We start from the raw sequence: 19079 nt of genomic DNA on the forward strand, positions 1-19079 counted from the left end.
TGCCCTGATCCCTTGAAGAAAAGGGAGCCCCGCCGCAGGTATAGTGAGGCCATTGCGCAGCGACAATGGGCACCGTCGAAAATGGCTTTTGCAGCTTGCGGAACCTGCCCATGTTTGGCAATCGGTTGACGGTCGCCGTCACGGAAGGCGTGTACGCTGCATTGTGATATGCGACCGGGGACCGTAGACTGACGTAGCAGGCCGCTGCGGCCGCTAGAATGAGGAGAACGGATGGGCGCCGGTGCCTTGACCCAGGATGCCGAACTTCCGAACGCCGACCGGCAACGATGGCTGGCGCTGGCGGAGAAGGCGCTGGCCGGCGGGTCCTTCGAGGAAAAGCTCGTCTCGCATACGGACGACGCCATCCGCATCGAGCCGCTCTACGAGCGTTCGGTAACCGCCGAGCCTGTCGTGCGCGCCAACCCGGGATCACCGTGGATCGTCAGCCAGCGCATCGACGATCCGGACATAGGCCGCGCCAGTGCGCAGGCGCTGGAAGACGTCGCGCAGGGTGCCACCGGACTGTCGCTTGTCTTCGAGGGTGCGCCGAACGCCTTCGGCTATGGCTTGCCGAGGACGGCGGAGGCGCTGGAGGGCGTGCTCGACGGCGTGCCGCTCAACCGCATCCAGATCCGCATCGACGCCCATCCCTGGAGCCGTGCCGTGGCCGATTGGCTGGTGGCGTTTTTGACCAAGCGCCGCTCCGACCCGGCAAAGCTCAACCTCTCCTTCGGCATCGATCCGGCGGCGATATTTGCCGGGACCGGCAGGCTGCGCATGTCGATCGAGGCTTTGCAGGCTTCGATGCCGCAGTCGCTGGCGCATTTCTTTTCGATGGGGGTGCCCGGCGTGCTGCTGGAGGCCGACGGGCGGGTATTCCACAATGCCGGCGCCACCGAGGCGCAGGAGCTTGGCACCATGCTCGCCTCGGCCGTCTCCTATTTGAGGCTGTTCGAGAAGGCGCGCCAGCCGCTCGTCTACGCGGCGCCGCATATCGGTTTTGCGCTCAGCGTCGACCAGGACCAGTTCGTTTCGACGGCCAAGGTCAGGGCGTTGCGCAGGCTGTGGGCGCGTGTCCAGGAGGCCTGCTCGATACCGCCCTCCACCGCCAGCATCCATGCCGAAACCTCCTTCCGGATGATGACGGCGGCCGACCCGGAAACCAACATCCTGCGCACCACCATCGCCGCTTTCGCGGCTGCCGCCGGCGGCGCGGATTCGATCGCCATCCTGCCGCACACGATCGCGCACGGCCTACCCGCGGATTTTGCTCGCCGCGTTGCCCGCAACGCGCAACTGATCATGGCCAATGAAAGCCACATCGACCACGTCGCCGATCCGGTTTGCGGTTCGGGCGCCGTCGAAGCGCTGACTGCGGAGCTCTGCGCGGCGGCCTGGCAGGAGTTCCAGCAGATCGAGGCGGAAGGCGGCGTGCTGACCAGCCTTGAGCAAGGCCACATCCAGAGGCGCGTCCAGGCAGCTTCCGCCCGCCGCAACACAGCCTACCAGGCGGGCGAACGGGCGATCGTCGGCACGACGCTGCACCCGTCGAAGACCGAGCGTCCGGTCGAGACGCTGGCGGCGGAGCGGCGGCCTGCCTTCACCGAAGGCGTTGCGGTGTGCGAGCCGCTATTTCCGATCCGCATCGATCAGTCGATCGGAGCCGTGCCATGATCCCGGATTTCAGCCAGATCGCTTGGTCGCCGCCACGGCGGGTGCCGGTCGAGGTCAAAGGCCAGCGGATGACGCCGGAAGGCATCGCCGTCAAGCATCTCTACAACCAGGGCGATCTCAAGGGCTTGCCGCACCTCGATACCTATCCGGGCCTGCCGCCTTTCGTGCGCGGCCCCTATCCGACGATGTATGTCCAGCAACCCTGGACGATCCGGCAATATGCCGGCTTCTCGACTGCCGAAGAGTCCAACGCCTTCTACCGGCGCAACCTTGCCGCCGGCCAGAAGGGCCTGTCGGTCGCCTTCGACCTCGCCACGCATCGCGGCTACGACAGCGACCATCCGCGCGTAGCCGGCGATGTCGGCATGGCCGGCGTCGCCATCGATTCCATTCTCGACATGCGCCAGTTGTTCGACGGTATCCCGCTTAACGAGATGACGGTATCGATGACGATGAACGGCGCGGTGCTGCCGATCATGGCGCTCTATATTGTGGCGGCGGAGGAACAGGGCGTCGCGCAGAAGGATCTCACTGGGACCATTCAGAACGACATCCTGAAAGAGTTCATGGTGCGCAACACCTACATCTATCCGCCAAAACCTTCGATGCGGATCGTGTCGGACATTTTTTCCTACACGTCGAAGCACATGCCGAAGTTCAATTCGATCTCGATCTCCGGCTACCACATGCAGGAGGCGGGAGCGACGGCGGACCTCGAGCTCGCCTACACGATTGCAGACGGTATCGAATATGCCCGCGCCGGCGTCGCGGCCGGCCTCGACATCGACCGTTTCGCGCCGCGCCTTTCCTTCTTCTGGGCGATCGGCATGAATTTCTTCATGGAAGTCGCGAAGCTGAGAGCAGCGCGCCTTTTGTGGGCCAGCCTGATGCTGAAGAACTTTTCGCCAAAAGACGAGCGCTCGCTGTCGCTGCGCACCCATTGCCAGACTTCGGGCTGGTCGCTGACGGCGCAGGATCCCTACAACAACATCATCCGCACCATGATCGAGGCGATGGCCGCCACTCAAGGCCACACGCAGTCGCTGCACACCAATTCCTTCGACGAGGCAATGGCGCTGCCAACCGACCACTCAGCCCGCATCGCCCGCAACACGCAGCTCATCCTGCAGAAGGAATCCGGCACGACGCGGATTATCGACCCGTGGGGCGGCTCTGCCTATCTCGAACGGCTGACGCATGATCTGGCGGCGCGTGCGCTTGCGCATATCGAGGAGGTCGAGAGCCTCGGCGGCATGGCCGCGGCGATCGAAAAGGGCCTACCGAAGCTGCGCATCGAAGAGGCTGCCGCGCGCACCCAGGCGCGCATCGATTCAGGCGAACAGATCGTGGTCGGTGTCAATGCTCACCGTCCCGGCACGGACATCGACGTCGACGTGCTGAAGATCGACAATGCCGAAGTCAGGGCGCGGCAATTGTCGAAGCTGCAGCGGCTGAAAGGCACGCGTGACGTCGCCGCCGTCGAGAGCGCGCTCGATGCGCTTACCCGTGCTGCCGGGCGTAACGGAAACCTGCTGGAATTCGCCATCCGGGCCGCACGCGCCAACGCCACGGTCGGCGAGATTTCGCTGGCGCTGGAAAAGGTTTTCGGCCGCCATGTCGCCTCGGTGCAGACGATCTCCGGCGTCTATCGCAACGCGCTCGGCGACAATCCGGTGGTCGACCGGCTGCAGGACAAGATCGTCGCGTTCGAGGAGAAGTCCGGCGGCAAGCCGCGCATTCTGGTCGCCAAGATGGGGCAAGACGGCCATGATCGCGGCCAGAAAGTGATCGCCACCGCCTTTGCCGACCTAGGCTTCGACGTCACCGTCGGGCCGATGTTCCAGACGCCGGACGAGATCGCCAGGCTGGCGGTCGAGCACGACGTGCACATCGTAGGCGCCTCGTCGCTGGCAGCAGGCCATTTGACGCTCATTCCCGAACTCAAACAGGCGCTGAAGAAGCTCGGCCGCGACGACATGCTGATCGTCGCCGGCGGCGTCATTCCACCGCAGGATTACGATGCAGTCCGGCAGGCAGGCGCCACTGAGATCTTCCCGCCCGGCACGGTCATCCCGGAAGCGGCGGACCGGCTGATGGATCGGCTGCTGCAGGCCGGCTGACGCTTGTTATAATGTCTGTCTGTTGTAACGAGAAACACGCTGAGTTATAATCAGCGTTGCAACAGGATGCTTCACCATGAACACGACCATTCGCAAGATCGGCAATTCCGAAGGCGTGATCCTGCCGAGGGAGCTTCTCGATCGTCTGAACCTGAAGGCCGGCGACCAGCTTCAAATCGTTGAAACAGGTGACGGTCTTGCGCTGAAGCCGGTGGACGACAGCTTCGAGCGGCAAATGAAAGCTGCCCGCGAGGTGATGGACAAATACAAGGTCGCGCTTCAGAAGCTCGCCGAATGAGCTGGGAGTTTCTGACGCGGCGTGCAGTCGAAGCCATGCACGCGGAGCAGTTGCGCCGACACGGCGGAGCACAAGGCTTGAGGGATGAAAATGCCCTCGAATCGGCGCTCGCTCGCGCCGAAAACAAGGCCAACTACGGAGACCCGTCGGTTGAGGAACTCGCAGCCGCCTATGTCTTCGGCATTGCCAGAAATCATGCCTTTGTCGACGGCAACAAACGCACGGCCATTGTCGCTGCCGGCGCATTTCTGATTGTGAATGGTTATGCCCTGACGGCCAATAACGGCATGCTTTACGAATTCGTCATGGGCGTCGCCGCCGGCGAAATCGACGAAGCTGGTGCCGCGGCGTTCTTCCGCGATCATGTCGTCAAGCTCGAAGACTAACTGTCGGAGAGCTTGACGATCTCCCATTCCTTGCCGTTGACCACGGCAATTTCGCCGATCTTCTTGCCGAACAGCGCCATCGCCATCGGCGACATATGGGAAATTGTCCCTTTGCCCGGATTGGCTTCGTCCTCGCCGACGATCTTCCAGTGCACCTTCTTGCCGTCGTCGCTTTCCAGGGTGACACCCATGCCGAAACGAACCAGGTCGCTGCCCGGTTCCGGCACCGAAAGCTCGGCGCTTTCCCGCCGTGCCGTCCAATAGCGGAGATCGCGCGAGACCAGCGCGATGCGCTCGCGGTCGGCCCTCTTCTCGGCTCTGCCCAGTTCGTCGCGCAGAGCGGCCACCTCGGCATCGATCAGCGCCATGCCGCGTTCCGTGACCAGATTGCGGTGATGGCTGATCGGCCGCTCGCCGATGCCGGCAATGGCGTTTTCGCTGTCTTCCTCGCGGGTGAAGGCCCTGCTCATCCGACGAACTTAGGCCCGGCGCGACGACTCCACAAGCCATTGCTGAAGAAGAGGATGGTGACGGAAATCTGGGTTCAATACCCGACGTTTAACAGCCGCTTGGGGTCCGGTTGCGCAACTAGGTAGCGGAGCCCCTTGGTTCCGACGTCGCCTTGCTCAACGATATTGAAGCCGTGCCGACCGAGATCCGCTGCAACTTTGTCCAAATCGACGTAACCATGCCGGTGGAGCCGAAAGGTGCTCTTCCGGCGCGGCGGTTTCGCAAAATCGACGATAAGCACACGACCGCCCGGCCTCAGGACGCGGAAGGCTTCTCTGCCGAATTCCTCGCGGCCCTTCTTTGGAAGATGGTGGAACATCAGCGTGCTGAGGACGACATCAAATTCCCCGTCCTTGAAAGGCAGTTCCTGAGCGGTGGCGGTCGAGAACCCGACTTGTAACCCTGCCCGCCGGGCCTTTGCCGTTGCGCGCGCAACCATTTCGGCGGAGGCGTCGACGCCGTCCACACGCCCCTCCGGCCCCACCTTCTGTCTGACGAGGAGCGCGGTGGTGCCGGTGCCGCACCCGACATCCAGGACCACTTCTCCCGGATTCAGCTCCGCAAAGCTTAATATCCTTTCGCGAAAAGCACGTTCGCGACCGAAGGTCAGAAGCCACGCCAGCATATCGTACAGGGCGGCGGAATGAAGCGTGATGCCGACATGCGGCGCCTTCTCCTCGCCGGCGGCCGGTCTGCGGTCCTTGGCGGACAGCCGCCCGTGAGCGCTTTGCCATATCAATAAGCTCGCGACTACGACGAGTGCACCAGCATGAAGCAGGAGGACGGGAACTCCCAAGGAAAAGACCGCATTTGCCTGTCCCAACGAGAAAAATGCCGCGAGCACCACGGCCATTTTGACGAGCGCGACTAGCGCATGCCCTCCAACTATTGTTCCGAAAAGACGTTGGTGCATTGCTTTATCTCCGGCCAGCCGGGCATCGCGCCGGGCCTTCCGCAAGAGCATAGGATACTGGACAGTGTGTCCAGTATCAGTTTTACTGGCCACATCGCACCGACGCGCCCAATACTGGACGATTTGGTGTCCTTTGGCCGGAAAAGGATGTTGCCGATGCCAGCCGGACCGATCGACCGTCGGGTCGCCAGGACCCGCAGCCGACTGCAGCAGGCGCTTTTCAGATTGACCGCCGAGAAGGGATATACGGCGATCACGGTCGAGGACATCTGCAGGGAAGCCGATGTCGGCCGCTCGACTTTCTACACGCACTATCCCGACAAGGACCGCTTGAGGAAAGCAACGATCGACGAGCATATGAAGGGCTTGCAGGCACGTGGTGCCGAACGCCATTCGCAGAGAAATGCCAAGGGCTTTTCCTTCAGCGGTCCGGTGTTCGAGCATGCTCTTGCCACGCGGGAGATGCACCGTGCGCTGATGGGCGGGAAAAAGCGCGAAATGCCAGAAGAGATCCGCGGCTGGATAAGCAGGCAGGTTCGCCATGAGTTGGCGAATATCCAAGGTGATGAAGGCGGAGTCAGACTTGAGATCGCCACACGCTTCATCGTTGGCGCGTTCTTTGAAGTGATGCACTGGTGGCTTGAGAAGGATACGAAGCTGTCTCCCGCGGAGATCGACCAGATATTCCTGCAACTTGCCTTCAACGGGGTAAATGCGGTGATCGCCGAGCCAACGAGGATCGAATAGGGGCCAAGCGTCAGATTTTCACCACGAGTTCGACCGGGCTAGTCTGGCACGAATCCTGCGGCGTGAGCGTTGGACGCAAGGGATCTGTGCCGATGTTGAACAGACGAACGCTGCTTGCGCAGACCGCCGGCTTTGCCGTCATGGGGCTTTCGATCGGCAATGCAGCGGCGAAAAACCTTCCCGGCATCGAGAAAGCCGCGATGCGTAGCGCGATCAACGCAACCGAGCTCGGCGTCCGGCCCGGCGCGCTAGACGATCAGAGCAAGGCTTTCACCAAGCTGCTGCGCGACGCGCACGACCGCGACATGCCGGTGTTCCTGCCGCCGGGGATCTATATCGTTTCCAACCTGTCGCTGCCCGGCCGCGTGCGCCTGTCCGGCGTGCCGGGCGCATCGCGGATCGTCTATGGCGGCAATGGCCATCTCATTATGGCCGAACGGGCCGAGCATGTCGAACTCAGCGGGCTGGTGTTCGATGGCAGCAACCGCTGGATGGGCGACTACACGCAAGGCCTGCTCGATCTGCGCCGCATCGCCCATCTGGTCGTCGACAACTGCCAGATGACCGGCAGCGGCAAGAACGGTCTGGCGCTCGAACACGCCTCGGGCCGCATCCAGCGCTTGGAGATATCCGGTGCGGCCGATGCCGGCATCTATTCGGTCGAGGCCGATGGCCTGGAAATATCAGGCAATAGCGTCTCCGACTGCGCCAATGGCGGCATCCTCGTGCACCGCTGGCAGGCAGCGGAAGACGGCACCATCGTCAGCGGCAACCGGATCGAACGCATCCAGGCGCGCGGCGGCGGAACCGGCCAGAACGGCAACGGTATCAATGCCTTCCGCGCCGGCAACGTCATCATCTCCGGCAATATTGTTTCGGACTGCGCGTTCTCGGCGATCCGCGCCAACAGTGCCAGCAATTTGCAGATCACCGGCAATACCTGCTCGCGCTCGGGCGAAACGGCCGTGTATTCCGAATTCTCATTCGAAGGCGCGGTCATCGGCAACAACATCGTCGATTGTGCTGCGAACGGTATTTCGATCGTCAATTTCAACGAAGGCGGGCGCATGGGCGTCTGCTCCGGCAACGTAGTCCGCAACCTGTCGACCAGCGGCCCCTACCCTGCCGATGCGCCCGGCTTCGGCGTCGGCATCATCGTCGAGGCAGACACCACAGTTTCCGGCAATGTCGTCGAGAATGCACCGCTCTACGGCATGCAGATCGGCTGGGGACCGTTCATGCGCAATGTGGTCGCTACGGGAAACATCGTCCGCAAGGCGGGGACCGGCATCGTCGTCACCGTGGTCGAAGGTGCCGGGACGGCAATCATCTCCGACAATGTCATCGACGGAGTCCAGAACGGCGCGATCGTCGGCCAACGCTGGGCCGAGCGAGTGACCGGCGACCTCGCCGCATCAGGCAATGCCGGCTATGCGCATCTGACCGTCGAGCGCAACCACGTCAGTTGAGGGTGGCCGTCGGCCGGAGCGCGCCGACTTTGGCGCCGATCCGGCTTTCGATGGGCGGATTTGCCTGTTCGATCAATTTCGCAGCGAGCGCGTGGTCGGCGTGCAGCAGCTTAGCCAGCACGGCCGCGACCATCACTTCAGCGGCGCGGCCTGCGCCATCGTCGCATTTCAGCGCGATGCCAAGGCCAAGCTCCGGAACGGCGGCGCAAAAAACACCTTCGGCGCCTCCCTTGACGAAAATCCGGCCCGGGGCGGCCTCCATCATCGCGACGTCGGACCTGCCCGTGCCGGCGACGAAAAACGGCTCGGCCATGCAGGCAGAAAGCAGCCGCTTCGCCGCCCGGGCGCGCACCGGCTCGAAGCCGGCACCTGTCGCCATGCGGGCAAAGCCAAGGGCAAAGCTGCGCAACGGCGCGGCATAGGTCGGAATCGAGCAGCCGTCGGTGCCGCGGTGATCGGCGTCATGGGCAGCACCGGTCACCGCCTGCATCGCTTCGCGCACCATTTCCTGCGAGGCATGGCCAGCCTTGACGTAACCACGATGGGCGATGCCGCTGTGAACGCAGGTGCATAGGAAGCCTGAGTGCTTGCCGGAACAATTGTTATGCAAGGCGTTCGGCGCACGGCCGGCGCGCGCGAGCGCCAGCGTCGCCCCGTGGCTCGACGGCCAATGCGCGCCGCATTCGAGTGCCGTCTCGTCGAGGCCGGCTTTCGCCAGCATGGCGCGTGCCAGCTCGACATGCGGCGGCTCGCCGGAATGGGAGGCGCAGGCCAGCGCCAGCTCCCGGTCACCGAAGCCGTAGGCATCGGCAGCGCCGCTCTCGACCAGCGGCAACGCCTGGATCGCCTTGACCGCCGAGCGCGGGAACACCGGCTGTGCCGTGTCGCCGATCTCCCAGACGGGCTTGCCGTCGGCGTCGAAGACGGCAACAGCGCCGCGATGGGCGCTCTCGACGATAGCGCCGCGCAAGACTTCGACCAGAACCGGATTTGCCATGTCACCTCCCGCAAATGCGGGCGGGTTTATCTGATCCGGTCGAGAATGGAAACGTAGTTGGCGACCGCGGCACCACCCATATTGAAGATGCCGCCGAGTTTTGCTCCCGGCACCTGGATGCCGCCCGCCTCGCCGACAAGCTGCATGGCGCTCAGCACATGCATCGATACGCCGGTGGCACCGATCGGGTGGCCCTTGGCCTTCAGTCCACCGGACGGATTGACCGGCAGCCTTCCATCTTTCGCCGTCTCGCCATCCAGGGCCAGCTTGGCGCCCTCCCCCGGCTTGGCCAGGCCCATCGCCTCATACTCGATCAGTTCGGCGATGGTGAAACAGTCATGCGTCTCGACGAAGGACAGGTCGCCGAGCGTCACGCCCGCCTGCTTCAGCGCCTGGTTCCACGCCTGCTCGCAGCCTTCGAAGGCGAGAATGTCGCGCTTCGACATCGGCAGGAAATCCTGCACATGCTCATTGGCGCGGAAGGCGACGGCGCGGCGCATCTTCAGCGCCGTGGCCGTGTCGGCAAGGACAAGCGCGGCGGCACCGTCCGACACCAGCGAGCAGTCTGTGCGCTTCAGCGGACCGGCGACGAAGGGGTTTTTTTCGCTTTCCTGCCGGCAGAACTCGTAGCCGAAATCCTTGCGCATCTGCGCGTAGGGATTGTCGACGCCGTTCTTGTGGTTCTTGGCGGCGATCATCGCCAGCGCATCCGACTGGTCGCCGTAGCGCTGGAAATAGGCTTGGGCGATCTTGCCGAAGACGCCAGCGAAGCCTGCCGGCGTGTCACCGTCCTCCGGCAGATACGAGGCCTTGAGCAGGTTCTTGCCGATATCGGGACCGGGCGTCGTCGTCATCTGCTCGGCGCCGACCACCAGCACGATACGGGCGGCATTGGCGTCGATGGCGCGGATGCCTTGCCTGACCGCCGCCGAGCCGGTGGCGCAGGCGTTCTCGACGCGGGTCGCCGGCTTGAAGCGCAGCCGGTCATCGGCCTGGAGGACCAGGCTCGCGGTGAAATCCTGGGCGGAAAACCCGGCGTTGAAGTGGCCGAGCACGATCTCGTCGACGTCATCTGGACCGATGCCGGCATGATCGAGCGCCTCGACTGCCACCTTGGTGATCAGGCCCTCCAGCGTCTCGCCTTCGAGCTTGCCGAAGCGCGAATGCGCCCAGCCGACGATGCATGCTGTCATGGCGATCTCCATCCTGTGGACCCGGGCTACGCGATACTGCGCGCGCATCAGCATTGTTCAAGCATGAACCGTTTCGCAGGCCTCGTGAAGGGGCCAGAACCGCACAATCGCTTGATCTTGATCATCTGGTCATAGTGCCTGGCTTTTGCCAGCAAATCAGGCCGGATTTTTGTTGATTGATGCGTCAATAAAAAATAATCTTGTCCCAATAGGCCGGAGCAGGAATGCCGAAACTCGGAATGGAGCCGTTGCGCCGCAGGGCGCTCATCGACGCAACGATCTCGGCGATCGGCGAGCGCGGTTCGCTTGATGTGACGATGTCGGAAATCGCCGGGCGCGCCGGCGTGTCCTCGGCGCTTGCCCACCATTATTTCGGCGTCAAGGACGAATTGCTGTTGGCGACGATGCGGCACATCCTGAGCGAACTCACCGCCGATACGCGCCGTGCACTTCGCGCGGCCGGCACGGCGCGCCAGCGCGTCTCGGCGGTGGTCGCGGTCAATTTCTCCGACATCCAGTTCCAGCCCGAAACGATCGCCGCCTGGCTCGCCTTCTATGTCGAGGCGCAGAAATCGGCAGCACTCCGCCGGCTGCTCAAGGTCTATGCGCGCCGGCTGCATTCCAATCTGCTCAGCGGGCTGGCCGGCATCCTGCCGAGAAGCGAGGCCGACCGGGTCGCCGAAGCGACCGCGGCGCTGATCGACGGGCTCTATATCAGGCGCGCGCTGAAGGACGGTGTTCCCGATGCCGCGACCGCGATTGCACTGGTCGAGGACTATCTCGAAACGAAGCTCAGCGGACGGCAGAAGCAGTGACATCCAAGCGACCCAACATCCTGATCGTCATGGTCGATCAGCTCAACGGAACGCTGTTTCCGGATGGGCCGGCGGACTTCCTGCACGCGCCGCATCTGAAGGCGCTCGCCGCGCGTTCGGCGCGTTTTTGCAACAATTACACCGCCTCGCCGCTCTGCGCGCCGGGCCGCGCCGCATTCATGAGCGGCCAGTTGCCGTCACGCACCGGGGTCTATGACAACGCTGCCGAATTCGCGTCTTCGATCCCGACCTTTGCCCATCATCTGCGCACCGCAGGTTATCACACCTGCCTCTCCGGCAAGATGCATTTCGTCGGGCCGGACCAGTTGCACGGTTTCGAGGAGCGGCTGACCACCGACATCTATCCGGCCGATTTCGGCTGGACGCCCGACTATCGCAAACCCGGCGAGCGCATCGACTGGTGGTATCACAATCTCGGCTCCGTCAGCGGCGCCGGTACTGCCGAGATCACCAACCAGCTGGAATATGACGACGAGGTCGCCTTCCATGCGGTGCAGAAGCTTTATGATTTTGCCCGCGTCTCCGACGATGCCGCACATCGGCTCTGGTGCTTGACGGTTTCCTTCACCCATCCGCACGATCCTTACGTCGCGCGGCGGCAATACTGGGACTTCTACGAGGATTGCCCGGCGCTCGAGCCTGAGGTCGGCTTCATTCCTTACGACAGGCAGGACCCGCATTCGCAGCGGCTCTACCGCGCCAGCGACTATGACAGGTTCGACATCACCGCTGAGCAGATACGCCGCGCACGGCGCGGCTATTTCGCCAACATCTCCTATCTCGACGACAAGCTCGGCGAATTGATGTCGGTGCTCGAGCACACACACATGCTCGACGACACGATCATTCTGTTCTGCTCGGACCATGGCGACATGCTGGGCGAGCGCGGCCTGTGGTTCAAGATGTGCTTTTTCGAAGGTTCGGCGCGGGTGCCGCTGATGATCGCCGGCAAGGGCATCGCCGCCGGCCTGATCGAGACGCCGGTCTCCAATCTCGACGTGATGCCGACGCTTTGCGACCTCGCCGGCATCGACATCAGCGCGATTGCGCCGTGGACTGACGGCCAGTCGCTGCTGCCGTTGCTGAACGGAAAGAAACGCTCCGCGCCGGTGCTGATGGAATATGCCGCCGAAGGCTCCAACGCGCCGATGGTGGCGATGCGCGAGGGCCGCTACAAATTCATCCATTGCGAGATCGATCCGCCGCAACTGTTTGATCTTGAATCGGATTCGCAGGAATTGACCAATCTCGCCGCCGATCCGGCCAATGCGGCATTGGTGGCCGCTTTCACCGACAAGGTGCGGGCGCGCTGGGACATGGCGGCCTTCGACGCGGCGGTGCGTGCCAGCCAGGCACGCCGCTGGGTGGTCTACCCGGCGCTGCGCAACGGCACCCATTATCCCTGGGAATTCCAGCCGCTGCAGAAGGCATCGGAGCGCTACATGCGCAACCACATGAACCTCGACCTGCTCGAAGAGCAGAAGCGCTTTCCGCGAGGCGAATGATGGCAGATAGTCTCGTCCCCTCGCTCGACCATCTCAGGCAGGCCTATGCCGTCACCTCCAAGGCGACGCAGGTCACGCCGCTGCTGGAATCGGCGGCACTCGCGCGCGAGACCGGCGCCGCCCGCGTCTTCGTCAAGGCCGAATCGCTGCAATGGGCAGGATCGTTCAAGGTGCGCGGCGCCTACTGGCGGCTGAAGAAGCTCTCGCCTGACGAAGCCAAAAAGTGCGTCGTCGCCTACTCCTCCGGCAATTTTGCGCAGGGGCTAGCGGCGGCTGGCCAAGCGCTTGGCATTCCCGTCACCATCGTCATGCCGATCGACGCGCCGGCCGCCAAGCGCGACGCCACATTGGGTTACGGCGCGCGCGTGGTGCTGACTGACCATGGCGAGCGCGCGCGTGAGGAAGTCGCCGCCGCCAAGGCGCGCGAGATCGCCGCGAGCGAAGGCCTGGCGCTGCTGCACCCGTTCGACGATCCGGAGATCGTCGCCGGCCAGGCCGGTGCCGGGCTGGAGGCACTCGACCAGATCGCCGCCAGGCAAGCGGAGGCCGATCTCTTGTTCTGCTCGGTCGGCGGCGGCGGCCTGATCGGCGGTGTTTCACTGGCCTTTCACTATCTGTCGCCAGCCACGAAGATCATCGGCGTCGAGCCGGAAGGTTTTGACGGCATGGGCTCGTCGCTGGCGCATGGCGCCATCGAAACCATGCCGATCGGGCCGAAATCGATCTGCGACGGGCTGATGTCGCGGCGGCCCGGCGACGCGCCGTTCGCAGCGGTGAAGGCCGCCGGCGTTCGCGGCGTCACCGTCGACGATGCTTCGGTGCGGCGCGCCATGCGCCTCGCCTTCGAGCGGCTGAAGCTGGTGCTCGAGCCATCCGGCGCTGCTTCGCTGGCGGCGTTGCTCGGCGGCAAGGTCGACGTCACCGGCAAGACCGTTCTCGTAATGGCAACCGGCGGCAACGTCTCGCTGGCCGATTTCATTGCGCATATGAACCACGGGCGCGCATGAACCATGCTTGAAGCGGATTTCGTCATCATCGGCTCCGGCTCGGCCGGTTCGGCCATGGCCTACCGGCTGTCGGAGGACGGCAAGCATTCGGTGATCGTCATCGAATATGGCGGCAGCGATATCGGGCCGCTCATCCAGATGCCGTCGGCGCTGTCGATCCCGCTCAATATGAGCCTCTATGACTGGGGCTTTGCCAGCGAGCCGGAGCCGCATCTCGGCGGCCGCGTACTAGCGACGCCGCGCGGCAAGGTCATCGGCGGCTCGTCGTCGATCAACGGCATGGTCTATGTGCGCGGCCATGCCCGCGACTTCGACCATTGGGCCGAACAGGGCGCGACCGGCTGGGGCTTTGCCGATGTGCTCCCGTACTTCAAGCGCATGGAGGACAGCAATGGCGGCGAGAATGGCTGGCGCGGCCATGGCGGCCCGCTGACTGTGCAGCGCGGCTCGAGGACGAACCCACTCTACGGCGCCTTCGTCGAGGCAGGCCGTCAGGCCGGTTTCGAGCTGACCGACGACTATAATGGCGCGAAGCAGGAAGGCTTTGGGCCGATGGAGCAGACCATCCGCGGCGGCCGTCGCTGGTCGGCCGCGAGCGCCTATCTGAGGCCGGCGCTGAGGCGGAAAAATGTCAGCCTGGTCAAGGGTTTCGCCCGGCGGGTAATCATCGAGAATCAACGCGCCACCGGCGTCGAGATCGAAGTGCGCAAACGGATTCAGGTGGTCAGAGCGCGGCGCGAGGTGATCGTTGCCGCGTCCTCGATCAACTCGCCCAAGATCCTGATGCTGTCCGGCATCGGCCCCGGCCAGCACCTTAGGGAGAACGGCATCCTGGTGATCGCCGACCGGCCCGGAGTCGGCCGCAATCTGCAGGACCATATGGAACTTTACATCCAGCAGGAATCGACAAAGCCGATCACGCTGAACTCCGTCTTGAACCCGTTCTCGAAGGCGCTGATCGGGGCACAATGGCTGTTCTTCAAATCCGGCCTCGGTGCCACCAATCATTTCGAGGCGGCCGCCTTCGTACGCTCGCGCGCCGGCGTCGACTATCCCGATATCCAGTATCACTTCATCCCGGCCGCGGTCCGCTATGACGGCAAGGCGGCGGCCAAGGCGCATGGTTTCCAGGCGCATGTCGGGCCGATGCGGTCGAAGTCGCGCGGTTCGGTCACGCTGCGCTCGCCCGATCCCAAATCGAACCCGGTGATCCGCTTCAACTACATGTCGCATCCGGACGACTGGACGGAGTTCCGCCACTGCATCCGACTGACCCGCGAGATCTTCGGGCAAGCGGCCTTCGATCCGTACCGAGGCAAGGAACTGTCGCCGGGCTCGCATGTACAATCGGATGAAGAGCTCGACGCCTTCATTCGCGACCACGCCGAAAGCGCCTACCACCCTTGCGGCACCTGCAAGTTGGGCCGTGCCGATGATGCGATGAGCGTCGTCGATCCGGAATGCCGCGTCATTGGCGTCGAAGGGCTTCGGGTCGCCGATTCCTCGATCTTTCCACGCGTCACCAACGGCAATCTCAACGCGCCGTCGATCATGACCGGCGAGAAGGCCGCCGACCACATTCTCGGGCGTACGCCGCTGCCACCGTCCAACCAGGAACCATGGATCAATCCGCGCTGGCAGGTGTCGGACAGATAGGCCATGATCCGGCGGACGCATATTCCGCATGCCGCGACAACACGATTTGGAGAACAGTCATGCGCGCCCAGCCAACGGCATCGCATTATGTCAACGGCCGCTATATCGACGACGAGCGCGGCGCAGCGCTGCCGGTTATCTATCCGGCAACCGGCGAGACCGTCGCCATGCTGCGCTCGGCGACGCCGAACGTGCTGGAACTCGCGATCGAGGCCGCGCGTGCGGCACAGCCGGCCTGGGCTCGGCTGAAGCCGGTCGAGCGCGGCCGCATCCTGCGCCGTGCCGCCGACATTTTGCGCGCGCGCAATGCCGATCTGGCGCGCATCGAGACGCTGGATACCGGTAAGCCGATCCAGGAGACGCTGGTTGCGGACGCCCCGTCGGCGGCCGACTGCCTCGAATATTTCGGCGGTGCCGTCACCGCCTTTAATGGCGAGGCCGTCGATCTCGGCGGACCCTTTGCCTATACCAGGCGCGAGGCGCTCGGCGTGTGCGTCGGCATCGGCGCCTGGAACTACCCGATCCAGATCGCCGGCTGGAAATCCGCTCCGGCGCTCGCCATGGGCAATGCGATGGTGTTCAAGCCGTCGGAGAACACGCCGCTTTCAGCGCTGGCGCTCGCCGAAATCTACACCGAGGCCGGGCTGCCCGACGGCCTGTTCAACGTCGTGCAGGGTTTTGGCGATGTCGGCGCCGGCCTTGTCGGCCACGATGTCGTCGCCAAGGTCTCGGTGACCGGCTCGGTGCCAACCGGCCGCAAAGTGCTGTCGCTCGCCGGCTCGAAGATGAAGCACGCGACGATGGAGCTCGGCGGCAAGTCGCCGCTGATCGTCTTCGAAGACGCCAACCTCGAAAACGCCATCGGCGGCGCGATGCTCGGCAATTTCTATTCGACCGGCCAGATCTGCTCCAACGGCACGCGGGTCTTCGTGCAGAGTAGCATCCATGACCGTTTCGTCGAGAGGCTGACCGAACGGACGAAGAAAATCCGCATCGGCGATCCGCTCGATCCGGACACGCAGATGGGGCCGCTGGTCTCGAAGGCGCAGCACGACAAGGTGGTCTCTTACATCGAGGCCGGCAAGCAGGATGGCGCGGTGCTCGCCTGCGGCGGCAACGTGCCTTCGCTGCAGGGTTTTCAGGGCGGCTTCTTCGTCGAGCCGACGGTGTTCACCGGTGTCGTCGACACGATGCGCATCGCCCGCGAGGAGATTTTCGGGCCGGTCATGAGCGTGCTGAAATTCGACAGCGAGGACGAGGTGATCGATCGCGCCAACGATACCGAATTCGGCCTCGCCGCTGGCGTGTTCACGCGCGACCTGGCGCGCGCCCATCGTGTCATCGCCGAACTGCAGGCCGGCATCTGCTGGATCAACGCCTACAATCTGACGCCGGTCGAAATCCCCTTCGGCGGCTTCAAGCAGTCCGGCATCGGCCGCGAGAATTCGCTCGCGGCACTGGCGCTTTATTCGCAGCTGAAGTCGGTCTACGTCGAGACGGGTGATGTCGCCAGCCCGTACTGATCCTTGGGCGCCGTGCCGTCCAGATACTGCGTCAGCGCGCATACGAGATGATAGAAGATGCTGGCCGGCACCTCGCTCGCCAAGGAGCGGCCACGCTCGTCGATGCGGTCGATCCACAGGCCGAGCGGTGCCGGATTGATGTGCCAGCGGAACAGCCGGCCGACACGCGCCTCGATTTCCGGCTTCAGGTCGGGACCGCCCGAACCGTCCAGCGCGATCGCCGCCTTGATCGCTTCGGCCTGCGGCCAGCTGCGCGAGACGCGGTCGAGCGGCAGTCCTTGCCGCGAGACGGCGCCGTAGGCGAGGCCCGTGGCGCGGTTCAGGCCATTGGCAATCGCCGACGCGTAAAGCTTCCGGGCAAGGCCGGTCAAGCCGCTCTGGCCGCTGCGCCCGGCGAAGTCGACCAGCAGCGAGGCCCATTCGAAATGATGGCCGGGTTCGGTCCACGTGCCCTTCCCGCCAGGGGCCGGCCGCCATTCATGGTCGAAATACTCACCCAGCGTCCAGCTTTCCGGGTCGAAGAAATGGCTGCGAAATAGATCGACGATGCGCGCGGCGCGACGAAGATAGGCGCGCTCGCCGGTCGCCTGATGCCAGGCCAGGAATGCCTCGAGCAGATGCATGTGCGGGTTGGAGCGGCGCTCGCCCTCACCGCTCGAGGTCTCGCGGAAGCCGGTCAGGCGTTCGTCCTCGAGATGCGCGTCGATGAACGCAAAGGTCTCCTGGCCAAGCCGCAACGCATCGGGATTGCCGCACATATGGGCATGCGCCAGCGCCAGGAGCACGCAGGAATGGTCATAGGCATCCTCGGCGGCGTCGGCGACGGTGCCGTCGACGTTGAGCGTGCGTACCCAGCCGCCATTGTCGGTACGTCCGTGCCTGGCCATGAATTCGAGGCCGTGGCTGATCAGCCGATCGGCAGGGCCGTTCCAGCCGCGCGCCTTGGCAACGGCGAAGGCGTAGATCTGCCTGGCCTGCGTGCGCATGCGCTTGGGTTTCATCAGCGGGGCGGCATCGAAGCCGAGCGCCTCGTGGAACCCGCCGTGGCGCTCATCGACGCCGACCGTCGACCACAACGGCACCGTCTCCTCGAACAGCCAATGGTGCACGCGGCGCTGCCAGGCGCCGCTTTCGATGACGCGGTCGTCGGCGGGCGTGAACCTGGTCTCAAGGCGGCCGCTCTTTTCGAGCTGCTCGACGATCTTCTTGACGTTCTGGCTGTGGCTGACCGGGGCAACGAAAGTGGCGTCGGCGGTCGACACGATGGCGACGTCCTTCAGGCCTATGGCCGACAGCAGGCGGCCGTCACTACGGATATAGGAGTTCTCGCAATCGATGGCGACGACATCGCCGACAATGACATTGCCCTGCGTGTCGGAGGGGCCGACGTCGAGCAGCGATTGCCAGGAGCCGAGATCATTCCAGCGAAAGCCGGCCGGCACCATGGCGATGCCGCTGGCGCGCTCCATGATCGCATAGTCGATCGATGTCGATGGGATGGCGGCATAGAGCTCCAGAGGCATGTAGAGGCCGGAAAGATCCGATGTCGCAGCCTGGTAGGCAGCCTCTGTGGCGCTCCAGATGTCGGGCTGGAAGGCCATGAACGCGTCGCGCATGGCACTGGCGCGAAACAGGAAGATGCCGGTGTTCCAGTAGAAATTGCCGGCCTCGAGATAGCTCTGCGCCGTGGCGAGATCGGGTTTTTCGACGAAACGCGAGACATCGCAGATGCCATCGCGCTCGCCGGCCACCTCGATGTAGCCGTAACCGGTCTCGGGTTGGGCGGGCTTGATGCCGAACACCACCAGCCTGCCTTGGCGCGCGGCCGCCGTGCCGGCCTCGATGCTCCGCCAGAATTGCTGTGGCGTCGCGATCTCATGATCGGACGGCACCACCAGCACCAGGCTGTCGCCGAATTCCGACAGCGTGCGCAGGCTTGCCAAGGCGACGGCCGCGGCGGTGTTGCGTCCGGTCGGCTCGAACAGCGGGCCGCCGCCGGAAAGCTCGTGACCGGCAATGTCGGCATGAACGCGGTCGGCATGCCTTTCCGAGGCAATCAGGAAAACCGGCGTTTCGCCTTCCGGCCGCGCGGTCAGCCGCCGCAGCGTCTTGGCCAGCATTGAGCCGTCGCCCGAGAAATCATGGAACTGCTTGGGATTGTCCTCGCGCGACAACGGCCACAGCCGCGAGCCGACGCCGCCGCTCATCACAAAACTGACGATCCGTTCGGTCATGAAAACAAGCC

At 64.0% G+C, this 19079-nt stretch carries 16 protein-coding genes; 11 read left to right on the plus strand and 5 right to left on the minus strand.

The window, feature by feature from the left end:
• The first annotated feature begins 231 nt into the window (after nucleotides 1-231).
• From NKI17_RS09670 to NKI17_RS09685, 4 genes are all read left to right on the plus strand, one after another.
• A complete protein-coding gene (locus NKI17_RS09670) occupies nucleotides 232-1674 on the plus strand; it encodes a methylmalonyl-CoA mutase subunit beta (protein WP_352905757.1) in 1443 nt (480 codons plus the stop codon).
• Complete coding sequence (scpA, locus tag NKI17_RS09675; protein ID WP_352905759.1) at nucleotides 1671-3794, plus strand: methylmalonyl-CoA mutase; 2124 nt, start codon at nucleotides 1671-1673, stop codon at nucleotides 3792-3794. Before NKI17_RS09670 ends, scpA begins: the two co-directional genes overlap by 4 nt.
• 76 nt (nucleotides 3795-3870) lie before the next feature.
• Nucleotides 3871-4092, plus strand: coding sequence for an AbrB/MazE/SpoVT family DNA-binding domain-containing protein (locus tag NKI17_RS09680; RefSeq protein WP_095496758.1), 222 nt, complete (start codon nucleotides 3871-3873; stop codon nucleotides 4090-4092).
• Nucleotides 4089-4478 carry a type II toxin-antitoxin system death-on-curing family toxin gene (locus tag NKI17_RS09685; RefSeq protein ID WP_352569885.1) on the plus strand — a complete coding sequence of 130 codons (390 nt, stop codon included), beginning with the start codon at nucleotides 4089-4091 and terminating at the stop codon, nucleotides 4476-4478. Before NKI17_RS09680 ends, NKI17_RS09685 begins: the two co-directional genes overlap by 4 nt.
• Here NKI17_RS09685 and NKI17_RS09690 read toward each other — a convergent pair.
• Nucleotides 4475-4948 (minus strand): GreA/GreB family elongation factor, encoded by a 474-nt coding sequence (locus tag NKI17_RS09690; protein ID WP_352449075.1) that lies wholly within the window; start codon nucleotides 4946-4948, stop codon nucleotides 4475-4477. The genes NKI17_RS09685 and NKI17_RS09690 overlap by 4 nt on opposite strands.
• A gap of 74 nt (nucleotides 4949-5022) precedes the next feature.
• Entirely contained in the window at nucleotides 5023-5841 is an 819-nt protein-coding gene (locus NKI17_RS09695) for a class I SAM-dependent methyltransferase (RefSeq protein ID WP_352905761.1), read from the minus strand.
• Between the two features lie 21 nt (nucleotides 5842-5862).
• Here NKI17_RS09695 and NKI17_RS09700 point away from each other — a divergent pair, with 21 nt between their 5' ends.
• The gene (locus tag NKI17_RS09700) at nucleotides 5863-6648 is read left to right on the plus strand and encodes a TetR/AcrR family transcriptional regulator (RefSeq protein WP_352569887.1); all 786 of its coding nucleotides are present in this window, start codon (nucleotides 5863-5865) and stop codon (nucleotides 6646-6648) included.
• A 92-nt stretch (nucleotides 6649-6740) separates the two neighbouring features.
• The gene (locus NKI17_RS09705) at nucleotides 6741-8117 is read left to right on the plus strand and encodes a TIGR03808 family TAT-translocated repetitive protein (protein ID WP_352569888.1); all 1377 of its coding nucleotides are present in this window, start codon (nucleotides 6741-6743) and stop codon (nucleotides 8115-8117) included.
• On the opposite strand, the gene NKI17_RS09710 is transcribed toward NKI17_RS09705, so the two are convergent.
• On the minus strand, nucleotides 8110-9114 hold the full coding sequence (locus tag NKI17_RS09710; protein ID WP_352569889.1) for an asparaginase: 1005 nt from the start codon (nucleotides 9112-9114) through the stop codon (nucleotides 8110-8112). The two genes, NKI17_RS09705 and NKI17_RS09710, sit on opposite strands and share 8 nt — an antisense overlap.
• A gap of 26 nt (nucleotides 9115-9140) precedes the next feature.
• A complete protein-coding gene (locus NKI17_RS09715) occupies nucleotides 9141-10307 on the minus strand; it encodes an acetyl-CoA acetyltransferase (protein WP_352569890.1) in 1167 nt (388 codons plus the stop codon).
• Between the two features lie 224 nt (nucleotides 10308-10531).
• On the opposite strand from NKI17_RS09715, the gene betI reads away from it, so the two are divergent.
• The 5 genes from betI to betB are packed head-to-tail and all read left to right on the plus strand — an operon-like array spanning nucleotide 10532 to nucleotide 16834.
• The gene (betI, locus tag NKI17_RS09720; RefSeq protein WP_352454288.1) at nucleotides 10532-11122 is read left to right on the plus strand and encodes a transcriptional regulator BetI; all 591 of its coding nucleotides are present in this window, start codon (nucleotides 10532-10534) and stop codon (nucleotides 11120-11122) included.
• Nucleotides 11119-12648 carry a choline-sulfatase gene (gene betC, locus NKI17_RS09725; protein ID WP_352905764.1) on the plus strand — a complete coding sequence of 510 codons (1530 nt, stop codon included), beginning with the start codon at nucleotides 11119-11121 and terminating at the stop codon, nucleotides 12646-12648. The genes betI and betC overlap by 4 nt, the downstream gene beginning before the upstream one ends.
• Complete coding sequence (locus NKI17_RS09730; protein WP_502894463.1) at nucleotides 12648-13655, plus strand: threonine/serine dehydratase family protein; 1008 nt, start codon at nucleotides 12648-12650, stop codon at nucleotides 13653-13655. Before betC ends, NKI17_RS09730 begins: the two co-directional genes overlap by 1 nt.
• A gap of 3 nt (nucleotides 13656-13658) precedes the next feature.
• Nucleotides 13659-15311: a choline dehydrogenase gene (betA, locus tag NKI17_RS09735; RefSeq protein ID WP_352905768.1), complete on the plus strand. Its 1653-nt coding sequence runs from the start codon at nucleotides 13659-13661 to the stop codon at nucleotides 15309-15311.
• Nucleotides 15312-15370: 59 nt separating this feature from the next.
• Nucleotides 15371-16834, plus strand: a complete 1464-nt coding sequence (gene betB, locus NKI17_RS09740) for a betaine-aldehyde dehydrogenase (protein WP_352624578.1) — start codon at nucleotides 15371-15373, stop codon at nucleotides 16832-16834.
• On the opposite strand, the gene NKI17_RS09745 is transcribed toward betB, so the two are convergent.
• Complete coding sequence (locus NKI17_RS09745) at nucleotides 16798-19068, minus strand: AGE family epimerase/isomerase (RefSeq protein WP_023679318.1); 2271 nt, start codon at nucleotides 19066-19068, stop codon at nucleotides 16798-16800. The genes betB and NKI17_RS09745 overlap by 37 nt on opposite strands.
• Between the last annotated feature and the right edge of the window lie 11 nt (nucleotides 19069-19079).

The organism is Mesorhizobium sp. M0816, from assembly GCF_040320005.1.
Lineage (GTDB): Bacteria > Pseudomonadota > Alphaproteobacteria > Rhizobiales > Rhizobiaceae > Mesorhizobium.

Coding starts and splice junctions, on each gene's coding strand:
- NKI17_RS09670 (WP_352905757.1), top strand. CDS start 232: ATGGGCGCCGGTGCCTTGACCCAGGATGCCGAACTTCCGAACGCCGAC.
- scpA (WP_352905759.1), top strand. CDS start 1,671: ATGATCCCGGATTTCAGCCAGATCGCTTGGTCGCCGCCACGGCGGGTG.
- NKI17_RS09680 (WP_095496758.1), top strand. CDS start 3,871: ATGAACACGACCATTCGCAAGATCGGCAATTCCGAAGGCGTGATCCTG.
- NKI17_RS09685 (WP_352569885.1), top strand. CDS start 4,089: ATGAGCTGGGAGTTTCTGACGCGGCGTGCAGTCGAAGCCATGCACGCG.
- NKI17_RS09690 (WP_352449075.1), bottom strand. CDS start 4,948: ATGAGCAGGGCCTTCACCCGCGAGGAAGACAGCGAAAACGCCATTGCC.
- NKI17_RS09695 (WP_352905761.1), bottom strand. CDS start 5,841: ATGGCCGTGGTGCTCGCGGCATTTTTCTCGTTGGGACAGGCAAATGCG.
- NKI17_RS09700 (WP_352569887.1), top strand. CDS start 5,863: ATGCCCTCCAACTATTGTTCCGAAAAGACGTTGGTGCATTGCTTTATC.
- NKI17_RS09705 (WP_352569888.1), top strand. CDS start 6,741: ATGTTGAACAGACGAACGCTGCTTGCGCAGACCGCCGGCTTTGCCGTC.
- NKI17_RS09710 (WP_352569889.1), bottom strand. CDS start 9,114: ATGGCAAATCCGGTTCTGGTCGAAGTCTTGCGCGGCGCTATCGTCGAG.
- NKI17_RS09715 (WP_352569890.1), bottom strand. CDS start 10,307: ATGACAGCATGCATCGTCGGCTGGGCGCATTCGCGCTTCGGCAAGCTC.
- betI (WP_352454288.1), top strand. CDS start 10,532: ATGCCGAAACTCGGAATGGAGCCGTTGCGCCGCAGGGCGCTCATCGAC.
- NKI17_RS09730 (WP_502894463.1), top strand. CDS start 12,648: ATGGCAGATAGTCTCGTCCCCTCGCTCGACCATCTCAGGCAGGCCTAT.
- betA (WP_352905768.1), top strand. CDS start 13,659: ATGCTTGAAGCGGATTTCGTCATCATCGGCTCCGGCTCGGCCGGTTCG.
- betB (WP_352624578.1), top strand. CDS start 15,371: ATGCGCGCCCAGCCAACGGCATCGCATTATGTCAACGGCCGCTATATC.
- NKI17_RS09745 (WP_023679318.1), bottom strand. CDS start 19,068: ATGACCGAACGGATCGTCAGTTTTGTGATGAGCGGCGGCGTCGGCTCG.